Genomic DNA, 17,853 nt, shown 5'->3' on the forward strand with positions numbered 1-17,853 from the left:
CAAAACTGATTCAGCGCAAGTATACGGATAAATCTAGCGGCAGCAGTAGTCCGATGCAGAGAAGCATAGTAGTCCGGAGAATGTTTTATCGTTGTCCGGAACCGGACAATCACCGTCCAGATGTGGACAGGCATTAATCTCCTCAAATGCCGGAAAGCGGCGGTAACAGCGTATCTTCAGGAAGCGGCAGCATTCTTGTTGCCGGTAAGTCAAATAGTCACCGCCATGTTAGGGAATTATTTCAAGATCGCCTGGCGTAACCTGTTACGCAACCCGGGGTATTCCTTTATCAATATTTTCGGCCTGGCCACAGGGCTGGCCTGCTTTATCCTTATACTGCTGTTTGTTCAGCATGAGTGGTCGTTTGACCGTTTCCATGCCAATGCAGACGGGATTTTCCGCGTGGTACAGCAACGCCCTGTTTCCAAAGGTCAGGACTACTGGGCCACCACTTCACCGGCGCTGGCAGGCGCATTGCTGCGCGAGTTCCCGGAAGTGAAGGCTGCCACTACCATAGAGCAGGCCAATAACCCGCTGCTCACCGTGGGCGATCACCATTTCAGGGAACAGGGCATCTTCGCAGATACGGCATTCCTGCGGATATTCACTTTTCCCTTCCTGCAGGGCGACCCGGCTACGGCGCTGAAAACGCCCAACGGCATTGTACTGACAGCATCCCTGGCACGCCGGATATTCGGAGAACAGGACCCCATGGGCAAAACGCTGCTGTACCAGCATGACCAGCCGCATATCGTGACGGGCATCCTGGCCGATATACCGGCGGCTTCGCATTTACAGTTCCGGTTTGTTCTCCCCGTTACTGCCGATCCCCACTATATGGACTGCTCGGTGAAAGATCCCTGGATGAACAACGGCATATACACCTACGCCGTGCTGGCCAATCCCGCTGATGCGCCAAAGCTGGAGCAGAAACTACATACCTATATCGATGAACATCTGTCACGCTGGCGTCCGGAAGACCGCCTCCGCTTTCTGCTACAGCCGCTGAAAACCATTCACCTGCAATCGCAGCACCTCGATACCCTTGAGTTTGAACAAAGTGGCAGCGATAAATATGTATATCTTTTTCTGGCCATCGGCTTTGTGATCCTGCTGCTGGCCTGTGTAAACTATACCAACCTGGCGGTGGCCCGCTCTGCGCACCGCGCGCAGGAAATAGGGATGCGCAAGGTGGCTGGCGCCCTGCGCGGCCAGCTGATGATGCAGTTTCTCGGTGAATCCCTGATCATGACGGCGCTGGCACTGGTGCTGGCATTGGGACTGGTGCATCTTTTGCTGCCGTTTTTCAGTCAGCTGATGGACCGCTCCCTTCACCTGGATTACCGGAGCAATCCTTTCCTGGTGCCGGGACTGCTGCTGCTGGTGCTGCTGGTAAGCCTGTTGTCCGGCAGTTATCCTGCTTTCCTGATGACAGCCCTGCGGCCGGCGCAGGTGCTCAAAGGAAAACAAGGTGTCCGCGCCGGCAGCTTTTCCCTGCAACGGGTCCTGATCGTCGGCCAGTATGCGGTATCTATCGTACTGGTGGCGGGCAGCTTTATCATCTACCGGCAAATGCAACTGGTACAACACCAGCAACTGGGATATAACAGGGAACATGTGCTGGCCATCAGGGTAAACGACGAGGTGGTGACCCGTAACTACAACACGCTCCGTAAAGAACTGCTCAGTCACCCCGGTATCCTGTCCATGAGTTATTCGCTGTACCTGCCCACCGGGTTTAATACCAACCAGAGCATACTGAACTGGCCCGGCAGCAATGGGGAAAGAGTGAACAGCCGTACCACCGGCGTCGATTATGATTTCATGAACGTATATGGGCTGAGCACCGTCGCCGGCCGCGGTTTTTCACGTGATTTTGGTACAGACACCCTCGGCGCACCGATAGCCCTGATCAACGAAACGGCAGCCAAAGCCCTTGGCTGGACACCGGAAGAAGCCATCGGAAAAGGGTTCGATTATTCCGATGGACACGGAAGAAGAACGGTTATCGGCGTAGTGCGCGATTTTCATTTTAATTCCATTCATCATATAGCCGGCCCGCTGGTACTTACGCTCGACCAGGCGCCTACAGGGTATATCTCCGCCAGGGTGCGCCCGGAAGACCTTCCCCGCACCATCGCGCTCTTTGGGCAGGCCATCAAACGGTACACGCCCTATCCCTTCGAATACCAGTTTGTCGATGATCATTTCGATCAACTCTATAAAAAAGAGACCCGGCTGGGTAAAATGTTCGGCGGGTTCACCATACTGGCCATCCTGATCGCTTCCCTGGGCTTATTCGGACTGGCAGCGTATACCACGGAACAACGCCGCAAGGAAATAGGAGTGCGGAAGGTGCTGGGAGCTACCGTCACCAATATCGTCGGACTGCTGAGCAAAGACTATATCAAACTGGTATTCTTCGGTTTTATTATCGCAGTGCCGGCCGCCTGGTACATCATGGACAAATGGCTGGAAGACTTTGTGTACCGCATACAGATACAATGGTGGATGCTGGCGCTGGCAGGCTTGCTGGCTTTGATCATCGCCTTGCTGACAGTAAGCTATCAGTCTGTGAAGGCTGCCTTAATGAACCCGGTTAAGTCGCTGAAAGCGGAATAACCGTCAGTTAACCTCTTTTGAGTGCGCCGGGCATGCAGCGGCCGGGAGCGTATAGGGGTGACAGTGAGCCGCCGTTTTTTTCATCACATTAAATCTTAAAATTGGTGGTAATAGGTTATCTTGGCGGAACAAACTGCAGGCATGAACACGCAACCATTCCTTATTACCGCCCTGTCTAATTTTAAAGAGCGTGGCAAATTTTCCTATTCCGCATACATGGACAGAGGGCTCAACCCTTCTGATAATGAAACCCGTGACGGCCTTGAAAGGTTCTTTAACCATTTCGCCGACAAGCTGATGGCGGCAGCCCGGCAAGGCGCCACAGAGAAAGATTACAAGAAGCTGTTGATGGATGCGCTAAACATGCTGAACAAAAATGTTTTTGATACGGAAGACCGCGAATTTATCTGCGATACTTTTTATGAGCTGGCAGGCATTGTAAGAGTGGACCTTAAAGAGGAGTTGAGTAAATGGCTCTACGGCAGCTTTTTTTTCAACCTGATGAAAGTGGTAAATTTTATAAGAGGAAAGAAAAAAGAACAGGTCCTGGAAATCCGCTCACAGACATGCACCGGCTGCGGACAATCGCTGGAAGCACTGGTGCTGGAGAAAAAGCACGGCATACCAGATACAGACTGGTGGATCATCCAGTGCAATTCCTGCCGGGAATATAACCTGTACAGCATTGGGCCGGATGTGAAAGAACTACGCTTCAACGGTTTTCACCAGGTGGAAAGCCTCCCCAGGCAAGAGTTCACAGAAGAACAGGCCTTTATCAGGCTGGAGCAGATTAAATATTTCAGACAACGATAGAGCCCGGTGCAGGGAACAGCCTGCATGGCCTGATCACCACAAAGGGCAACCCTATAAGAAAGACTGGTATTGGCAGATGCGTTAAAATTGCGATATTTGTTCCCGTTTGTTAACAGGAACAAATATCATCTATGCAAATTACAATCACTGACGACCGCTTCGCACTGAACGGTACGGAGTTGCGCTTTCCGCTGGATATAGAACAGTTGAAATCCTTGCTGGGAGAAGCCCGGCACGTGTCTAAAAAATATAACCATATCTATACCTGGGATACGCTGGGAGCCTTGGCCTATGCTAAAGACGGCCGTAAGGTAGAAGGGCTCTCTATCGACTACATATCCGGTTTCCTGGATTTTTCTCCCGCATCAGTTTTTCTCGGCACCTTTACAATCAACGGGATGGACTATCGGGCTTACATTGACAAAAACATACAATCAGCCAGGAAGGTCAACAAATGGGATGAAGGCGGAACGCTGACCATTGGTGATTTGGATGTATGGATAGATATGGAAGACAAGCAGCTGAAGAGTATTGTTATCAGCCAGCACGAACCGCCGGCGCCCAAAGTCTACTCAGACAAATATAAATACCAGCCCATTGCAGGAGAAAAAATAGCGTTTAAGGACTTTAACTTCAAACTGGCCGTGATACAGGAGTTGATGTATAATAAAGAACTCCTGAAGCCTGCATTCGACCTGTATGATTTTGTGAAGAATTATGCCGGCCGGGAAATAGATGTGGAAGAAGAAGGCTATGAATTTATACCGGAGGTCACCGCTTACTTTGAAGCCCTGGAGATCGATAAAAAATATGCACCGGAGATCACCGAGATCTCGCAGGACGGCGGAGATGATATATACCTTCACCTGTTGCGGTTCTGGGATGGGGAAGATGATACCTTCAATATCCGGGATTTTGAAGATGTCAGACATTTCCCCAACCTGAAGCGGATGAATCTTTTTTATGCCGATAACCTCGCGGAAATACAGGCGCAACTGGCGGAAAAAGGTATCACAGTGGAATCCATTTAATTTCCGCTGTCTACGTTAGCGCTGCGTCCATTCCTTTAGCCGTGCGTCTGCATCAAATTTAAACGGGGCATCTGTATGTTGTTCCATGAAGGCCTTGCATTCATGGAGTTGATCAATGATCCATTGGCGCATGGGAACCGGTGCCACGGCTGCCCAAGGCTGGTATTGGTATTGTTTCCAGTCCTGGCTGACAATAAACTGAATGTTGTCTTCTTTGCGTTGCTGCGTATAGCCTTGCACGGTATAATACGGAAAGTCCGGTGCAGGTTTTTCCGTTATTTCGAATTGAAGCAGGCGGTCTTTGCGGGGACCGTCTTCATAGTGGTTAACGAGGTTGATGTCGTTGATGACATCCAGCTGTTGCAGGCTGTCGATGATTTTCTGCTCCAGGGCATTGTATTGGAACGGATATGGGTAGTACCGGTCTGCATCTTTGTAATCCTTTGGGTGCCGCTGTGCGCCCGGGTTTATCCGTTCTCCTTTTTTGTTGATCAGATAGCTGACAGCTTTGGTGGATGTTGCTGATATATACCAATGCTCACCGCCTTGCTCATATTTTTTCTGCCATCCGCCTTCATATACCGTAGCATAACCATAGTTGAACGGCGACACAAAATCCCATTTTGCCGGAATTACCTTGTGGCCGCTTCTGTCTGCAAATCCAACTTTCCCATTCTCCACATAACGGCGCAGCCCTTCTTCCCAGTAATCCGGGCCATTGTCGTACATCAGCGGATAATAAAGGAATTTCCCTTTTCGGTCAAAGACTTCTCCGCATGGCACGGCGGGCGACAGCTTCGGGGTTTTCACAGGTGTGGACACATCGTAGAACTCTACCGTGGGGCCGGTAATGGCCTGGTCAAAGTCGTAGTTGATAATGCCGGAAAATTTAGCCGGGATGATAATCTTTCCCTGATCATTTTTTACGCCAACACGGGCGCTGTCGGCCGTCGGGAAGTAATACAGTTTATTCTGGGCACAAACAGTTATCGTTGCACATAACAGGCCGAGGGTCACAACACGCTTTCTCATTTTCTTTTACTGGTTTTTCAGCTGAAAAAATAAAGAAAAATGTGGACCCGGCCTTTTATTTTTTTATTTGGTTATTTAACAAAATATACTTTTTTTATTTTCTCTTTTTCCACCTGGTAAATAGCGGTGCCACCGCGTGTGCCGTGGTCGTCTACAATATGTTCTTCGTCGATGACGTAGTTGTCTTCTGTAATTCGTTTCACAATACGGCAGTGCAACAAACGGGCGATGTCGAAAAAGAAATATGCCTTGCGTAAGTCTTCCTTTCCCTTGCGAAGCAGTTTGTCAGGAAAATTGAGCAGTTCCGCGTCTTCAGCATACGTTGCGAGGAAAGCCTCCATATTGCGGCTGTTATAGGCGTTGAGCTGCCGCTGTACCAGCGATGCCGGCGTATAATGTATCACCGTGTCCGGATCAATCACCCGTCCGTTCCGGATAACGCGGTGAATATGCTCCAGCTGATGAAGGTCGGCGATCGGATCACCATCCAGGAGCAGCATGTTGGCCGGTTGTCCGGCCGTGATATTGCCGGTATAACCGGCACGTTTCAGGATAGCGGCCGTATTGACAGTCGCCGACTGCAGCACCTGCCAGCTGCTCATCCCGCTTTGCTGCATTTGCAACAGCTCCGGCAACAGGCTGACGGCGTGCAGCGTACCGATATTGCCGGCGTCTGTTCCGCTGACGATCGTCACCCCCGCATCACTGAGTTTTTTGAGGTTCAGTTGACTGATACGGTTGATGGCTGCTGTCCGGGGCGTATGTTCTGCTGCTTTTATTTGGTAGAGGCGCGCGATGGCGGTATCCGGCAGCTGTTTCAGGTCGTAGAGGCTGCCAAGGGCAAACGGTTCTGCGTATGTCAGCTCGCGGGCAGTAAACACGCGCGACTGGTCAAACGTGTGCAGGTAGCCATCTTCCATTAACAGGGTAGGGCATACCACTATCTTTTTCTTTTTGATCAGTGCCACAAAGTCGTCATCCAATACTTCATCTCCCACGCTGTGTACGAGAAAATCCGCACCTGCTTCCGCCGCCAGCTGTGCAGCGGTCCGCTCGGTGGCATGCACGGCCACCCGGAGGCCATGAAGATGCGCCTGGTCAATGACTGCCCGCACAACGGGCAGGTAATCTGCTGCTGCTTTGCCTCCGGGCCTGAACACCAGCTTGATAAGGTCAGGTTTGTAAGGTAATTGCTCCTCTACCAGCCTGCGGCCTTCTGCCGCGGTAGTAGCCCTTGCAAACGGTGCGTCCTCTTTCAGGCTGTCATATGCGGGATTGGCGGCCGTCGTGATAATAGGGCCGGCCATGTATACCTGTGGCGCTACGGCCCATTCTGTCATTTCTTTTCTCCGGTTGAGCAAGCGATAGGTGGTACCTACGTCAAAGACCGTGGTAATGCCATTTTGCACATAGCGGCGCAACTGCTGTTCAAGTCCTTTATGCACTTCTTTTATTTCCTCTTCATAAGGCCGGATTTTGCGCAGGTCTATAAAATCTGGCCGGGTATACAGTCCGCCGCTCTGAAAAAAATGTACATGCGCATCCGTTAGGCCGGGCACGAGGAATTTTCCGCCCGCATCAATGACCACTGCATTTCCAGGAGCTTTCCTTTTGTGGACGGCGGTAATCAGGTTGCCTTTAAAAACCACGGTCATGCCGTGTTGGATGGTCCTCCTGGCCGGGTCAACCAGGCTCGCGTTGGTAATCCAGGTTTCCTGCTGGGCAAACACAGTCTTTAACGGCAGGCAGGCTGTCAACATCAATATTAATATCGTGAATCGTTTCATAGAGCGCGAAAATATACGCTGCCCGGCGACGCGGCTATGCCAAAATGCTCAATTTTCCGTTGCTGTAAAAGTTTAACTTAAAGTGCTAACTTCATCATGAAGATTTTGTTCAGGTCACATGTATTTCACCCGCTTACCAGATCATACGCAGCCTGGGTTTGATGAGGCCCTGCATTTTAATAAATTCAAAAAGCACAATATTATTTTCCATGCGGAGAGTAAGGAAAGCCATTGCGACGACCATGTGGGCTGCCTCTCCATTAAAACCGTGCTGAGCGGGGAAGAGACCTATGGTGTTGATGGCCGGCAGATAATTATCCGTCCGGGCCAGTTTCTGCTGCTGAACAATGACCAGCGTTATTCCTGTCGCATTAGCAGTAACGAGAAAGTACGGAGCCTGTCTATCTTCTTTAAAAATGATTTTGCAGCATCGGTGTTATTTGATACGCTTCACAGCGACGGGTTATCGCTGGATTATCCCGACTCAGGCGGTGGCAGTATGCCCGAATTTTTCCAGACGCTTCGTCCCATCACCCCGGATATGGCCAGGCAGCTGGCCGGTCTTGTCGGCCAGCTCGAAACAAAAGGCTATAACGAGGCCATGACCGATGAGTACCTTGTTTTCCTGCTGCGTTACCTGATAGGGGCACATCAGCGGGACATAAGGGACACCGTCCGCGTCAGTGCCGTAAAAGCCAGCACCCGGAAGGAAGTATACAGACGTTTATGCGTTGCCAGGGATGTACTGCATTCCTCTCACGGGGAGCCTATCGACCTGGGCGGTATAGGTGCGCTGGCAGGACTGTCTGTGCCGCAACTGGTCAGACAGTTCAAGGCGGTATTTCATACCACGCCTTATCAGTACCTGACAACTATCAGGCTTCAGCAGGCTGCCAGCCTGCTGCAACATTCAAATGAGCAGGTACAGGACATTGCCTGGAGATGCGGATTTGAAAATGCGGCGGCATTCAGCCGGGCGTTTAAAGCCGCCTACGGGATGCAGCCTACGCGCTTCAGAGGCAGGCCAATATCATGATAAAAAAGCAATGGCTGTCTTTTCTGAGAGACAGCCATTGCTTTTTTATTTTTTGTCAGATGCCTGTGCATCATAGATCACCTTTCCCTTTCGGATGGTATAGGCTATCGCCGCGAAGTTCCTGACGTCCGCATGAGGATCGGCTTTCAGCAGTACCAGGTCCGCATCCAGCCCTTTGGCTATGCGCCCGGATTGTTCCGCCATGCCAAAGCGTTTGGCAGGGGCGGTGGTCAGCGAGGTCAGTATCTGGTCGAAAGTGAGGCCTGCGGCGCCGAGAAAACGAAATTCATCTTCCGTGCTGAAATCAGATATATAACCTACGTCCGTACCGAACAGGATTTCGCCGCCGCCTTTGGCAAACACGCCTATCTGTTCTATCGCCGTTTTCACGAGTTTGTGTTCTTCCGGGTTGGGTACTTTTTCCCTTTCCAGTTCCCATTTGTACAGTTTCAGGGTGGGGATAACGGCTACATGATGCTGCCGCAACATATCCACGTCCGCCTGTTTCCACCCTACATAGCCATCCGGCGACACATGGGCCAGTATGTCCGCCCCACCGGCAACGGCTACACGCATTCCGGTATCAGAGGTAGGGTGCGCGAATACGGGCTTGTGGTACTGGTGCGCGGTAGTAGTGGCCGCTTTTATGATATCAATCGGCATCGCCACTATTGTTGTCGCCTATCGGGGAGGCAGACCATATTTTGATGGCGTCTGCGCCGGCATCGAGCTGTTTTTTTACGTATGCCACAGCGTCCTCGGGCGTGCTGATTTCGGGCAGCTTGATAGGGCGTACATAAAAAGGACTGCCATTAGGTGGCACAAACGGTTCGCCGGCACTGAGAATGGCGGGCCCGTCTACTTCGCCGGACCGTACCCGGTCCCGCAAGGCACGCAGATTGCGGAAATTGAGCGTGGCCAGGTCAAATGCATGGGTAAACCCGTGACTGGTCAGCATTTCAGTCAGCTGCGCGGTAAGCTGCGCCGCAGGCAGGCTGTCAGCATGTTCCCACACCGGGCTCATAAAATGCACATGCGAATTCCAGAAGCCTGCCAGTAACACCAGCCCTTTGCCGTCTATGACACGCAGGTTGGCCGGTACTTTCACCTGCTGCTGGTCACCCACGGCGACGATCTTTCCGTTTTTGATGAGCACCACGCCATGTTCAATAGGCGGCGTTCCCGGTGACGGATACACGCGGGCGCCTACAACGGCCAGATCAGACTGCGCGCGGGCAGTCAGGAAAAAACAAGAGAACAACGCTAAAAGATACGTTTTCATATGGAAGAGTTGTGCGTTTAAGGTACGTTTTTATTCTTTGATTTTCTTAATTTTGAAGCCATGGGAAGAAAGGAAACGATAGCGGCATTTTATGACGACAGAGGCATCATAGGAGAGGAAAGCCGCTTGTTTAATGTATTTGAAAACGGCGACCACTGTACTGTACCTCATATCTACAACCGGCGCGATTATTATAAAGTATCGCTTCTGCAGGGCCAGTCCCGCCTCAGCTGGCATGACCGGGAGACACTGATCGATCGCCCTGCCCTGGTATTTTTTAATCCCCATACGCCCTTTGGCTGGGAACCGGTGTCCATTGAACAACCCGGCTTTTTCTGTATGTTTCAGCAAGCATTCCTGCAAAACGGGGAACGGAATGAAAGTATGCAGCAGGCGCCGCTCTTCTAACCCGGCAGCAGTCCGGTGTTTTTCCTGGATGCTGTGCAGGAAAAACGTATCACGGCCATCTTTCAGTACATGCTGGAAGAAATGCAGTCAGACTATCTTTATAAATACGACTTGTTGCGCAACTATCTCCAGCTGCTGGTACATGAAGCACTAAAGATAACGCCCCATACCATCAGCATCCGTCAGCAGAATGCAGCGGAACGTATTACGGCCAATTTTTTCGAGCGCATGGAGCGCGAGTTTCCGATAGATTCCCCGGGGCGGCAACTGGCGCTACGCGCTGCCGGCGACTATGCCCAGGCCCTGGCGGTACATGTCAATCATCTGAACCACGCGGTGCGGGAAGTGACCGGCAAATCAACGTCCACGCATATTGCTGACCGGATATTACAGGAAGCGAAAGCGCTGTTACGCCATACCGATTGGCCCGTGGCCACTATCGCCAACTGCCTTGGATTTGAATCCTCCAACTACTTCTCCGGTTTCTTTAAAAAACAAACAGGTCACGCCCCCAGGCACGTGCGTACGCACGTCCTTTGATTTTTATACTTTTTCCATTGATAAGATGAACTTTCATGCCCGCCTGCCCGATAATTTTACGGTCTGAAAAATTCTTATTGTATGACGAAAGTTAGCGGCTACGCAGCCAAAGCGCCTCACGGAAGGCTGGAAAGATATGAATATGAGCTGCCTGAGATCGGCGCTGAACAAGTGGATATCAAAGTGGCTTATTGCGGGCTCTGTCACTCGGACCTGAGCATGATCAATAATGACTGGGGCGTTTCAAGTTATCCGCTGGTGCCGGGGCATGAAGTGGTGGGAGAAGTAATTCGCACCGGCAGCCATGTGAAAGGCATACGGGTAGGCGATAAAGTGGGCCTTAGCTGGTTCTCGGAATCGTGCATGCATTGCCACCATTGCCAGGAAGGCAATCAGCAATTGTGCGCTGAGGCAGAACAGATGTTGATAGACCGCCCCGGAGGATTTGCGGATATCGTGCGGGGCCACCGGTCATGGGTTATCCCGTTGCCTAAAGATATCGATATGGCCAAAGCCGGCCCGCTGCTCTGTGCGGGGCTCACTGTCTTTAACCCGTTGCTGCTGGAAGGCGTGAAACCCACTGACAGGGTAGGCGTGATCGGTATCGGCGGTCTCGGGCACCTGGCGTTGCGCATCCTGCAACATTGGGGCTGCGAGGTGGTTGCCTTTAGTTCTAATTCCTCCAAGTACGACGAAATCCGCAGCATGGGCGCCACCCGTGTGATAGATTCCACAGATGCTGCCGCACTGAAAAGTGTGCAGGGACAACTGGATTTTATATTGAGCACGGTGAACGTGCCCCTGGAATGGAATGTATTCCTGAGTTGCCTCGCACCCAAAGGAAAACTGCATATGGTGGGCATCACACAGGAGCCCATCGCCGTTCCTGTTTTTGATATGATCGCCGGACAGAAATCTGTTGCGGGAAGCCCTGGCGGCGGACCGGCAACGATCCGGAAAATGCTCGATTTCTGTGTGCGCCACAACATTTATCCCATCGTAGAGGAGTATCCTATGGAACAGGTGAACGAAGCCATCCGTCACCTGGAAGCAGGCAAGGCACGCTACCGGATTGTGTTGAAAAACAGTTGATTGAACAGAAAAGGAAGTGGTGAATGTGTTTAGTTTTCGTAAATTGACAGCACTATTAACCACATGCTATGTTAAACCAGTCGGCTTCTGCGCGCACGGAGGAAATGGAATATTTCCGCAAGTTTTTTCTATTGTCCAATGATCTGTTCTGTCTGGTAGGCAGCGGCGGCACCTTTGATTTGGTGAACCCCGCCTTCTCAAAGGTGCTGGGCTGGAAACCTGAGGAAATACTGGGCCGCCCGGTGTTTGATATCATTCATCCGGAAGATGCCGACAGTTCGGCGGAACAACTGAAAGGCCTGAACGAAGGCATCAATACGGTCAACTTTGTCAACCGTATGCGTAAAACAAACGGTGAATATGTATGGCTGCAGTGGATGGCTTCTCCCGAAATGGCGAACGGCAATATCTTCGCCGTAGGCAGGGACATCACACAGGAGATCCAGCGGGAACGCCAGTTACAGGAAAGCGAACACCAGTTCAGGGTGTTTTTTAATAACTCCAGGGGTATGATGTGTATGCATGACCTCGAAGGAAAACTGCTGGCGGTAAACCGCGCGAGCGCTGAAAGCCTGGGTTACCAGCCGGAAGAAATCATCGGCGGTACGCTCTGGGATATCGTCCCCGCTGCATTTGCGGAAGGTGTGTATGAATATCTCGAGGCCATCAAAAAAGAAAAACAGGTCAGCGGTATCATGCATACACGCCATCGCGATGGAAGCATACGCATTTGGCTGTACAACAACGTGCTTGAATACTCTATCGACGGAAATCCTTACGTGATAGCTAACGCGCTGGATATAACGTTGAGGCATGCACTGGAAAAAGACCTGAAGCTGACCACCCAGATGCTGGAACAGACCAATAGCGTGGCCAGGATCGGCTTCTGGCAGTTTGATGTCATGAAACAACTGCCTTACTGGTCGGATGTGACCCGTCATATTCATGAAGTAGATGACGATTTTGTGCCAACGCTGGAAGGCGCCCTCCACTTCTATAAAGGCGCCAACCGTACCGCAATGGAGGAGGTGGTAAACAGAGGAATAGAATTTCATGAGCCGTGGGACATTGAACTGGAGATCGTTACGGCTAAAGGCAGAAATATCTGGATACGCTCTATCGGCAGCCCTGAAATCAGAGATGGCAAATGCGTCCGCCTGTACGGCACATTCCAGGACATCGACCGGCAGAAACGGCTGGAAGAAGAAATACAGCGGTCACGCAAACTGTTGGAAGACGTGCTGCAGTCCGCCATCGATGTCAGTATCATTGCTACTGCGCTGGATGGCACTATCACCCTGTTCAATAAAGGCGCGGAAAATCTCCTGGGCTATACTGCCCGGGAGATTGTCGGTAAACAAACACCGGCCACGTTTCACGAACCGGCTGAATTGTCCGAAAGGGCCGCGGCGCAGCGCGTCGCTCCCATGGAAATATTTGCAGTGGCGGCTGCCCGGCATCGGCAGACAGCTCAGCAGGAATGGACTTACATACGGAAAGATGGCTCTGCTGTAAACGTGTCCCTCGTCATCTCGGCCATCTATAACATGGACAACGAACTGACAGGGTATCTGCACATTGCCACCGATATTACCGACCGCAAAAAAGCGGAACAACTGCTGCTCGATGAAAAATCAAAGCTCTCTGCTTTTGTGGAACATACCCCTGCAGCAGTGGTAATGCTGGACAAAAGACTGCGGATCATCGCCTGCAGTAACGCATGGGAAGAAGATAACCAGCTGAAAGGCCAGGCGCTTTACGGGAAAACCGTCTATGAACTGTTGCCCAACATACCGGAAGGTTTCAAACAGATCTACCGTGATACGGTTGCCGGAAAAACACACAAAAATGGAGAATTCATCTGGCGGCCGCCGGAATGGAAACATGACCAGCATCTGCGCTGGGAAATAAGACCATGGTTTAATCATGATGGCGGTGTAGGAGGGATTACCATTCTGACGGAAGATGTGACCGCCATCGCGCTGCACCAGGAAGAGCTGCGGCAGGCCAAACTGCTGGCGGAACAGGCCAGTGTGGCCAAATCCGAGTTTCTGGCCAATATGAGCCACGAAATCAGGACCCCGTTGAATGGCATCATCGGCTTTACCGATCTCGTACTGAAAACACGGCTCAATGATGTACAACACCAGTACCTGTCTATTGTAAACCAAAGCGCCGGCACCCTGCTGAACATTATCAACGATATCCTGGATTTTTCGAAGATAGAAGCCGGTAAACTGGAACTGGACGTGCAGAAGCTCGACATCTTCGAAGTGAGCGGCCAGGTGAGCGATATGGTGAAGTTCCAGGCACAAAGCAAAGGCCTCGAAATGATTTATGATATATCCGCTGAGCTGCCCCGGTTCATCTGGACCGACCAGCTGCGGCTGAAGCAGATATTGGTCAACCTGCTCTCCAACGCGGTCAAGTTTACGGAAAAAGGCGAAGTAGGCCTGAAGGTATATCCCGTTTCGCCGGCTGATACGGCCTACCGCCGCACCATCCGGTTCGAAGTGTCCGACACTGGTATCGGTATCCGGAAAGAGCGCCAGGAAAAAATCTTTGAAGCATTCTCCCAGGAAGATATCTCCATCACCAAAAGATATGGTGGTACGGGCCTTGGCCTCACCATCTCCAACAAACTGCTGGCATTGATGAACAGCCGGTTGCAACTACAGAGCGAACCGGGAGAGGGCAGCACTTTCTTTTTCGAAATAACGGTGGAAACAGCCGATGGCCCACCCATGACATGGCAGCATATTGAAGCGGTGAAAAAAGTACTGGTGACGGATGATAATGAACATAACCGCACCATCCTGGAACAGATGCTGCTGCTGAAAGGCATCGAGACAGACATGGCCAAAAGCGGCTTTGAAGCCTTGCAGCTGCTGATGGAAGGTCGCACTTATGACGCTGTATTGATGGACTACCACATGCCGGTCATGGATGGACTGGAAACGCTTCGTAAAATGCGGAAGATGGCCGACCAGCTCGGCACCTGGACGCCAGTGGTATTGTTGTACAGTTCTTCGGATGATGAAACGGTACAACGGGTTTGTGAAGAACTGAGAGTGGAACAACGGCTGGTGAAGCCGGTCAAAATGCAGGACCTGTACAATGCGTTGGCGCATCTGTCCATGAAGAACACGGACCAGGATGGCTCAGGAAAATCCGTGCAGCAAAAGCGGAAGCCGGACCGCAGTTCTTTAAAGGTATTGCTGGCGGAAGACAATAATGTCAATATGCTCCTGATTAAAACCATTATCTCCCGCTCGATACCCACTTCCACCATCATAGAAGCCAGGACCGGCCAGGAAGCGGTATCGCTCTACGCCGGTGAACAGCCCGACCTCATATTTATGGATATTCAAATGCCGGAGATGAACGGATACGATGCCACCCGCCGTATCCGGGAGCTGTTTCCGGAAAAACATACACCGGTGATCGCACTGACCGCCGGCAATACCAAAGGTGAACGCGAGCGATGCCACGCCGCCGGCATGGACGACTTTCTGTCGAAACCTTTTGTGGAAGACGAAATCCTGGAGCTGGTCAATAAATGGGTGAGCAGTGACGACGATGCCACGCCGCAACCGGCAGACATCCATCCGTTAGACCTCTCCGTACTGATGGGCTACCTCGGCAGTGACAACGATCAGGACCCGCTGCTCCGCGAAACGCTCTCTCTGTTGCTGGACGACTGTAAATCGGTCAGACAGGAACTGGCTGAAAAAGACATGACGCAGCATCCGAAAAGGATAGGAGAGATATGCCACAGTATGCGAAGCGTAACCACCTACGCCGGTTTGAGCGGACTGGAAAAAGCTATCCGGGACACCGAAAATAACGGCCCTGCAGCGGAACAGTTGCAGGTACTGGCAACAGAACTGGATAAAGCCATTATAGCTGTTCAGCTGGCACTGAACAAGTTACCCTGATATTATTGTACATAAATTTCATCACAGCAGATGGCGGGGCGCTTGCTTTCAGGTGCTTCCCGCCACACGGGAATGTCCGTTGGACAAACACCCGTGATCCGGATGTAGCGTACAGCCTTTCCCGTTAGTTTGAAGGACACCGGTGTGTTTTTGATATCATAATCTTCGCCCTGCAATGGAGTAACGGCTTGTTCCCCTACGTCCGTGAAGTGGGTGTTATCTTCTGATACAGCAATACTTACGCGGGACGGATTAAAAATATAATGACGGGCGTCCTGAAGGAAATGCATAAACACGGTATTGACCGGTTTGGCGGTGCCCAGGTCTATCACGGCAACAAGGTCTTTACCATACAGGTACAGCCAGTTGAGGCTGAAGTCCCTGCCGCCTTCCAGTCCGTCGGTGAGCGTTTGTGCGCCTTTGCCGGGGAACTCCGGGGCCGGCGGGTTCACCAGTGATACTGGTGCCCTGAAAGCCAGGCTGCTGACCCATTTGCGGGCCAGGAGACTATCCCATTCCTGTTGGTAGCCGTCGGGGCTCACGCCGCCTTCGGCCAACGTAGTAACGCCTGCTGCTTTACAGGCGGCTGTAAATTTCCGTATTCTTTCCGGCCAGCGCGGATTAACTACATATTCTTTGCCCTTGGCTTCGAGGTAGCCGTGCGGTTCGGTGCCGAAAAAACGGGACTGTTGCAGAACGGTATATTCCAGTGGTAACCGTGCCGTATACACGCGTTTTAACAATTCAGGCTGTGTTTCCACGGCCGCTTCGGCTTTGTCGAGCAGTTTGCTGTAAGTGTCAATGGCCAGCGGCGAAAGGTAGTCGCGGTGGTGGTTGACCGGGTTGCCATAAATATCAAGCGGGGCTTTGGTTTGTTTGAGTGTGTTCTCCAGTGCGTTCACGTACTGCCGCATGTTTTTGCCGGCTTTGCCATAGTACCCCTGTAAAAAATCATCCTGTAATTTATCAACGTCTGCTTTGGGGTCCCAGAGATATTTAGCTTGTACGTAGGCATTGAATTCCGCCATGTCGCTGTGGGTGTCGCCGCTGCCTTGTGAGAATACGCCGCTTACTTTGTGGCCCGACAGGTATTGCAGGTTGGGCTGCAGGTTGTCGTAGTCCGGGAAAGGCGCCAGGTAGTTGGTGAACTGGGTGGTATAATCCCAGACAAAGAGACGTGATGTGACCGTGCCCCAGGCATCCAGGTTTTTGCGGAAAGCAGCAGCTGAAGGAATGGTGCTCAGTGGCTCCTGTCGCAGCGCATCTATGGAGCTGAGCATGATGATCACATTGGAGGCCGGTTTGGTACGTTGCGGCGGCTTGGAGGAATACAAATACGACAGCGTGGTGAACTGCCGCTCCGGGAACTGTGCCGCCACCTTGTTCACGAAACGTATCAGCGACCCGGAGGGACCGCCTTCTTCGTCGTCCACTTTGCGGCAAAGGTCGCAGGTGCAATAGCCGCCGCCATCTTCCTGTGAAACGGACCAGTACATGGCGTCCGGGTTTTCTTTAATGGCCTGCCGCAATGAATCCACCACCAAACGGAATACGTTTTCGTTGCTGAGGCACAGCTGTGTAGGCTGCCGGATGCCTTTCACCAGGGCGAAGTATTCGGGATGGGAGGAGAACCAGGCGCGGGGCGGCACCAGCTTAAAGAAAGAGTGGCCCCACAGGCCCCACAGGTCTTCAAAGCGGTGCAGCTTGTGCCATTCGAGGTATTCATTGTCAAATGCAGCAGGGTAGTAGGTTTCACGGTAGGTGAAAGCCGGCTCCTGCAGGTCATGTAATTGTGCCGGCACGCGTACGTCTTTAACTTTGGGCACGGTGGCGGGCGCCTGACTGTATTTGCGGCAGCCGAAGTATTGTTCCAGCAGTGTATAAACGCCATAGACCACGCCTTTGCCGCTGCCGCCGATCACATACACATCGCGTGAGTCGGTGGCCAGCATAAACCCTTCGGGCTTTATTTCCCCGGTATTGATATTAGCCGCATGATCGGTGTGACCGATAAATATGGCGGGCTGATTTTTATCTTTTAAGGTATTTTCTTTGACGATGTTCAGGCTGGCGCCGGACATCCTTTTTACATAGTCTTTCAGCACGTCAGCGGCATGCTGGTCGTTCTTGCCCGCATCAGCGGGCAATACGATCACGTAGTTGCTTTTACCGCCCGATACCAACGCGATATCGCCGCCGGTAAGGGATTGGCAGCCGTAACCGAACAACGTCATAATGTAAAGTAGGTATGTCATCTTCCTGCGCATAAATT

Annotated in this window: 13 protein-coding genes; 8 read left to right on the forward strand and 5 right to left on the reverse strand. The window is 51.8% G+C overall.

Annotated features, from left to right (window positions below; all coding sequences use genetic code 11):
- The first annotated feature begins 120 nt into the window (after nucleotides 1-120).
- The 3 genes from HGH92_RS27710 (at nucleotide 121) to HGH92_RS27720 (ending at nucleotide 4,466) form a co-directional block, all read left to right on the forward strand.
- The gene (locus HGH92_RS27710) at nucleotides 121-2,622 is read left to right on the forward strand and encodes an ABC transporter permease (RefSeq protein WP_168874063.1); all 2,502 of its coding nucleotides are present in this window, start codon (nucleotides 121-123) and stop codon (nucleotides 2,620-2,622) included.
- 141 nt (nucleotides 2,623-2,763) lie between these two features.
- Nucleotides 2,764-3,435, forward strand: a complete 672-nt coding sequence (locus HGH92_RS27715) for a DUF4844 domain-containing protein (protein WP_168874064.1) — start codon at nucleotides 2,764-2,766, stop codon at nucleotides 3,433-3,435.
- Nucleotides 3,436-3,566: 131 nt separating this feature from the next.
- Nucleotides 3,567-4,466, forward strand: a complete 900-nt coding sequence (locus HGH92_RS27720) for a DUF6892 domain-containing protein (RefSeq protein ID WP_168874065.1) — start codon at nucleotides 3,567-3,569, stop codon at nucleotides 4,464-4,466.
- A gap of 15 nt (nucleotides 4,467-4,481) precedes the next feature.
- On the opposite strand, the gene HGH92_RS27725 is transcribed toward HGH92_RS27720, so the two are convergent.
- Together HGH92_RS27725 and HGH92_RS27730 are read right to left on the reverse strand one after the other, a co-directional pair.
- The gene (locus tag HGH92_RS27725; protein ID WP_168874066.1) at nucleotides 4,482-5,498 is read right to left on the reverse strand and encodes a WG repeat-containing protein; all 1,017 of its coding nucleotides are present in this window, start codon (nucleotides 5,496-5,498) and stop codon (nucleotides 4,482-4,484) included.
- Nucleotides 5,499-5,569: 71 nt separating this feature from the next.
- Nucleotides 5,570-7,285 (reverse strand): amidohydrolase family protein, encoded by a 1,716-nt coding sequence (locus HGH92_RS27730; protein WP_168874067.1) that lies wholly within the window; start codon nucleotides 7,283-7,285, stop codon nucleotides 5,570-5,572.
- Between the two features lie 118 nt (nucleotides 7,286-7,403).
- Between HGH92_RS27730 and HGH92_RS27735 the strand changes: the two genes are divergently transcribed.
- The gene (locus HGH92_RS27735; RefSeq protein ID WP_168874068.1) at nucleotides 7,404-8,321 is read left to right on the forward strand and encodes an AraC family transcriptional regulator; all 918 of its coding nucleotides are present in this window, start codon (nucleotides 7,404-7,406) and stop codon (nucleotides 8,319-8,321) included.
- A 45-nt stretch (nucleotides 8,322-8,366) separates the two neighbouring features.
- Here the strand turns inward: HGH92_RS27735 and HGH92_RS27740 are convergent, their stop codons facing one another.
- Together HGH92_RS27740 and HGH92_RS27745 are read right to left on the reverse strand one after the other, a co-directional pair.
- Nucleotides 8,367-8,984 carry an amidohydrolase family protein gene (locus HGH92_RS27740; protein WP_168874069.1) on the reverse strand — a complete coding sequence of 206 codons (618 nt, stop codon included), beginning with the start codon at nucleotides 8,982-8,984 and terminating at the stop codon, nucleotides 8,367-8,369.
- Nucleotides 8,974-9,603: a hypothetical protein gene (locus tag HGH92_RS27745; RefSeq protein ID WP_168874070.1), complete on the reverse strand. Its 630-nt coding sequence runs from the start codon at nucleotides 9,601-9,603 to the stop codon at nucleotides 8,974-8,976. Before HGH92_RS27745 ends, HGH92_RS27740 begins: the two co-directional genes overlap by 11 nt.
- A 60-nt stretch (nucleotides 9,604-9,663) precedes the next feature.
- Between HGH92_RS27745 and HGH92_RS33675 the strand changes: the two genes are divergently transcribed.
- The 4 genes from HGH92_RS33675 (at nucleotide 9,664) to HGH92_RS27760 (ending at nucleotide 15,581) form a co-directional block, all read left to right on the forward strand.
- The gene (locus tag HGH92_RS33675; RefSeq protein WP_211092759.1) at nucleotides 9,664-10,011 is read left to right on the forward strand and encodes a hypothetical protein; all 348 of its coding nucleotides are present in this window, start codon (nucleotides 9,664-9,666) and stop codon (nucleotides 10,009-10,011) included.
- Nucleotides 10,012-10,026: 15 nt separating this feature from the next.
- Entirely contained in the window at nucleotides 10,027-10,551 is a 525-nt protein-coding gene (locus HGH92_RS33680; protein WP_211092760.1) for a helix-turn-helix transcriptional regulator, read from the forward strand.
- Between the two features lie 81 nt (nucleotides 10,552-10,632).
- Complete coding sequence (locus HGH92_RS27755) at nucleotides 10,633-11,643, forward strand: NAD(P)-dependent alcohol dehydrogenase (RefSeq protein ID WP_168874071.1); 1,011 nt, start codon at nucleotides 10,633-10,635, stop codon at nucleotides 11,641-11,643.
- 68 nt (nucleotides 11,644-11,711) lie between these two features.
- Nucleotides 11,712-15,581, forward strand: coding sequence for a PAS domain S-box protein (locus HGH92_RS27760; RefSeq protein WP_168874072.1), 3,870 nt, complete (start codon nucleotides 11,712-11,714; stop codon nucleotides 15,579-15,581).
- A gap of 2 nt (nucleotides 15,582-15,583) precedes the next feature.
- Here HGH92_RS27760 and HGH92_RS27765 read toward each other — a convergent pair whose 3' ends face one another.
- Nucleotides 15,584-17,836, reverse strand: a complete 2,253-nt coding sequence (locus HGH92_RS27765) for a DUF4838 domain-containing protein (RefSeq protein ID WP_168874073.1) — start codon at nucleotides 17,834-17,836, stop codon at nucleotides 15,584-15,586.
- Between the last annotated feature and the right edge of the window lie 17 nt (nucleotides 17,837-17,853).

This window comes from Chitinophaga varians, assembly GCF_012641275.1.
Lineage (GTDB): Bacteria > Bacteroidota > Bacteroidia > Chitinophagales > Chitinophagaceae > Chitinophaga > Chitinophaga varians_A.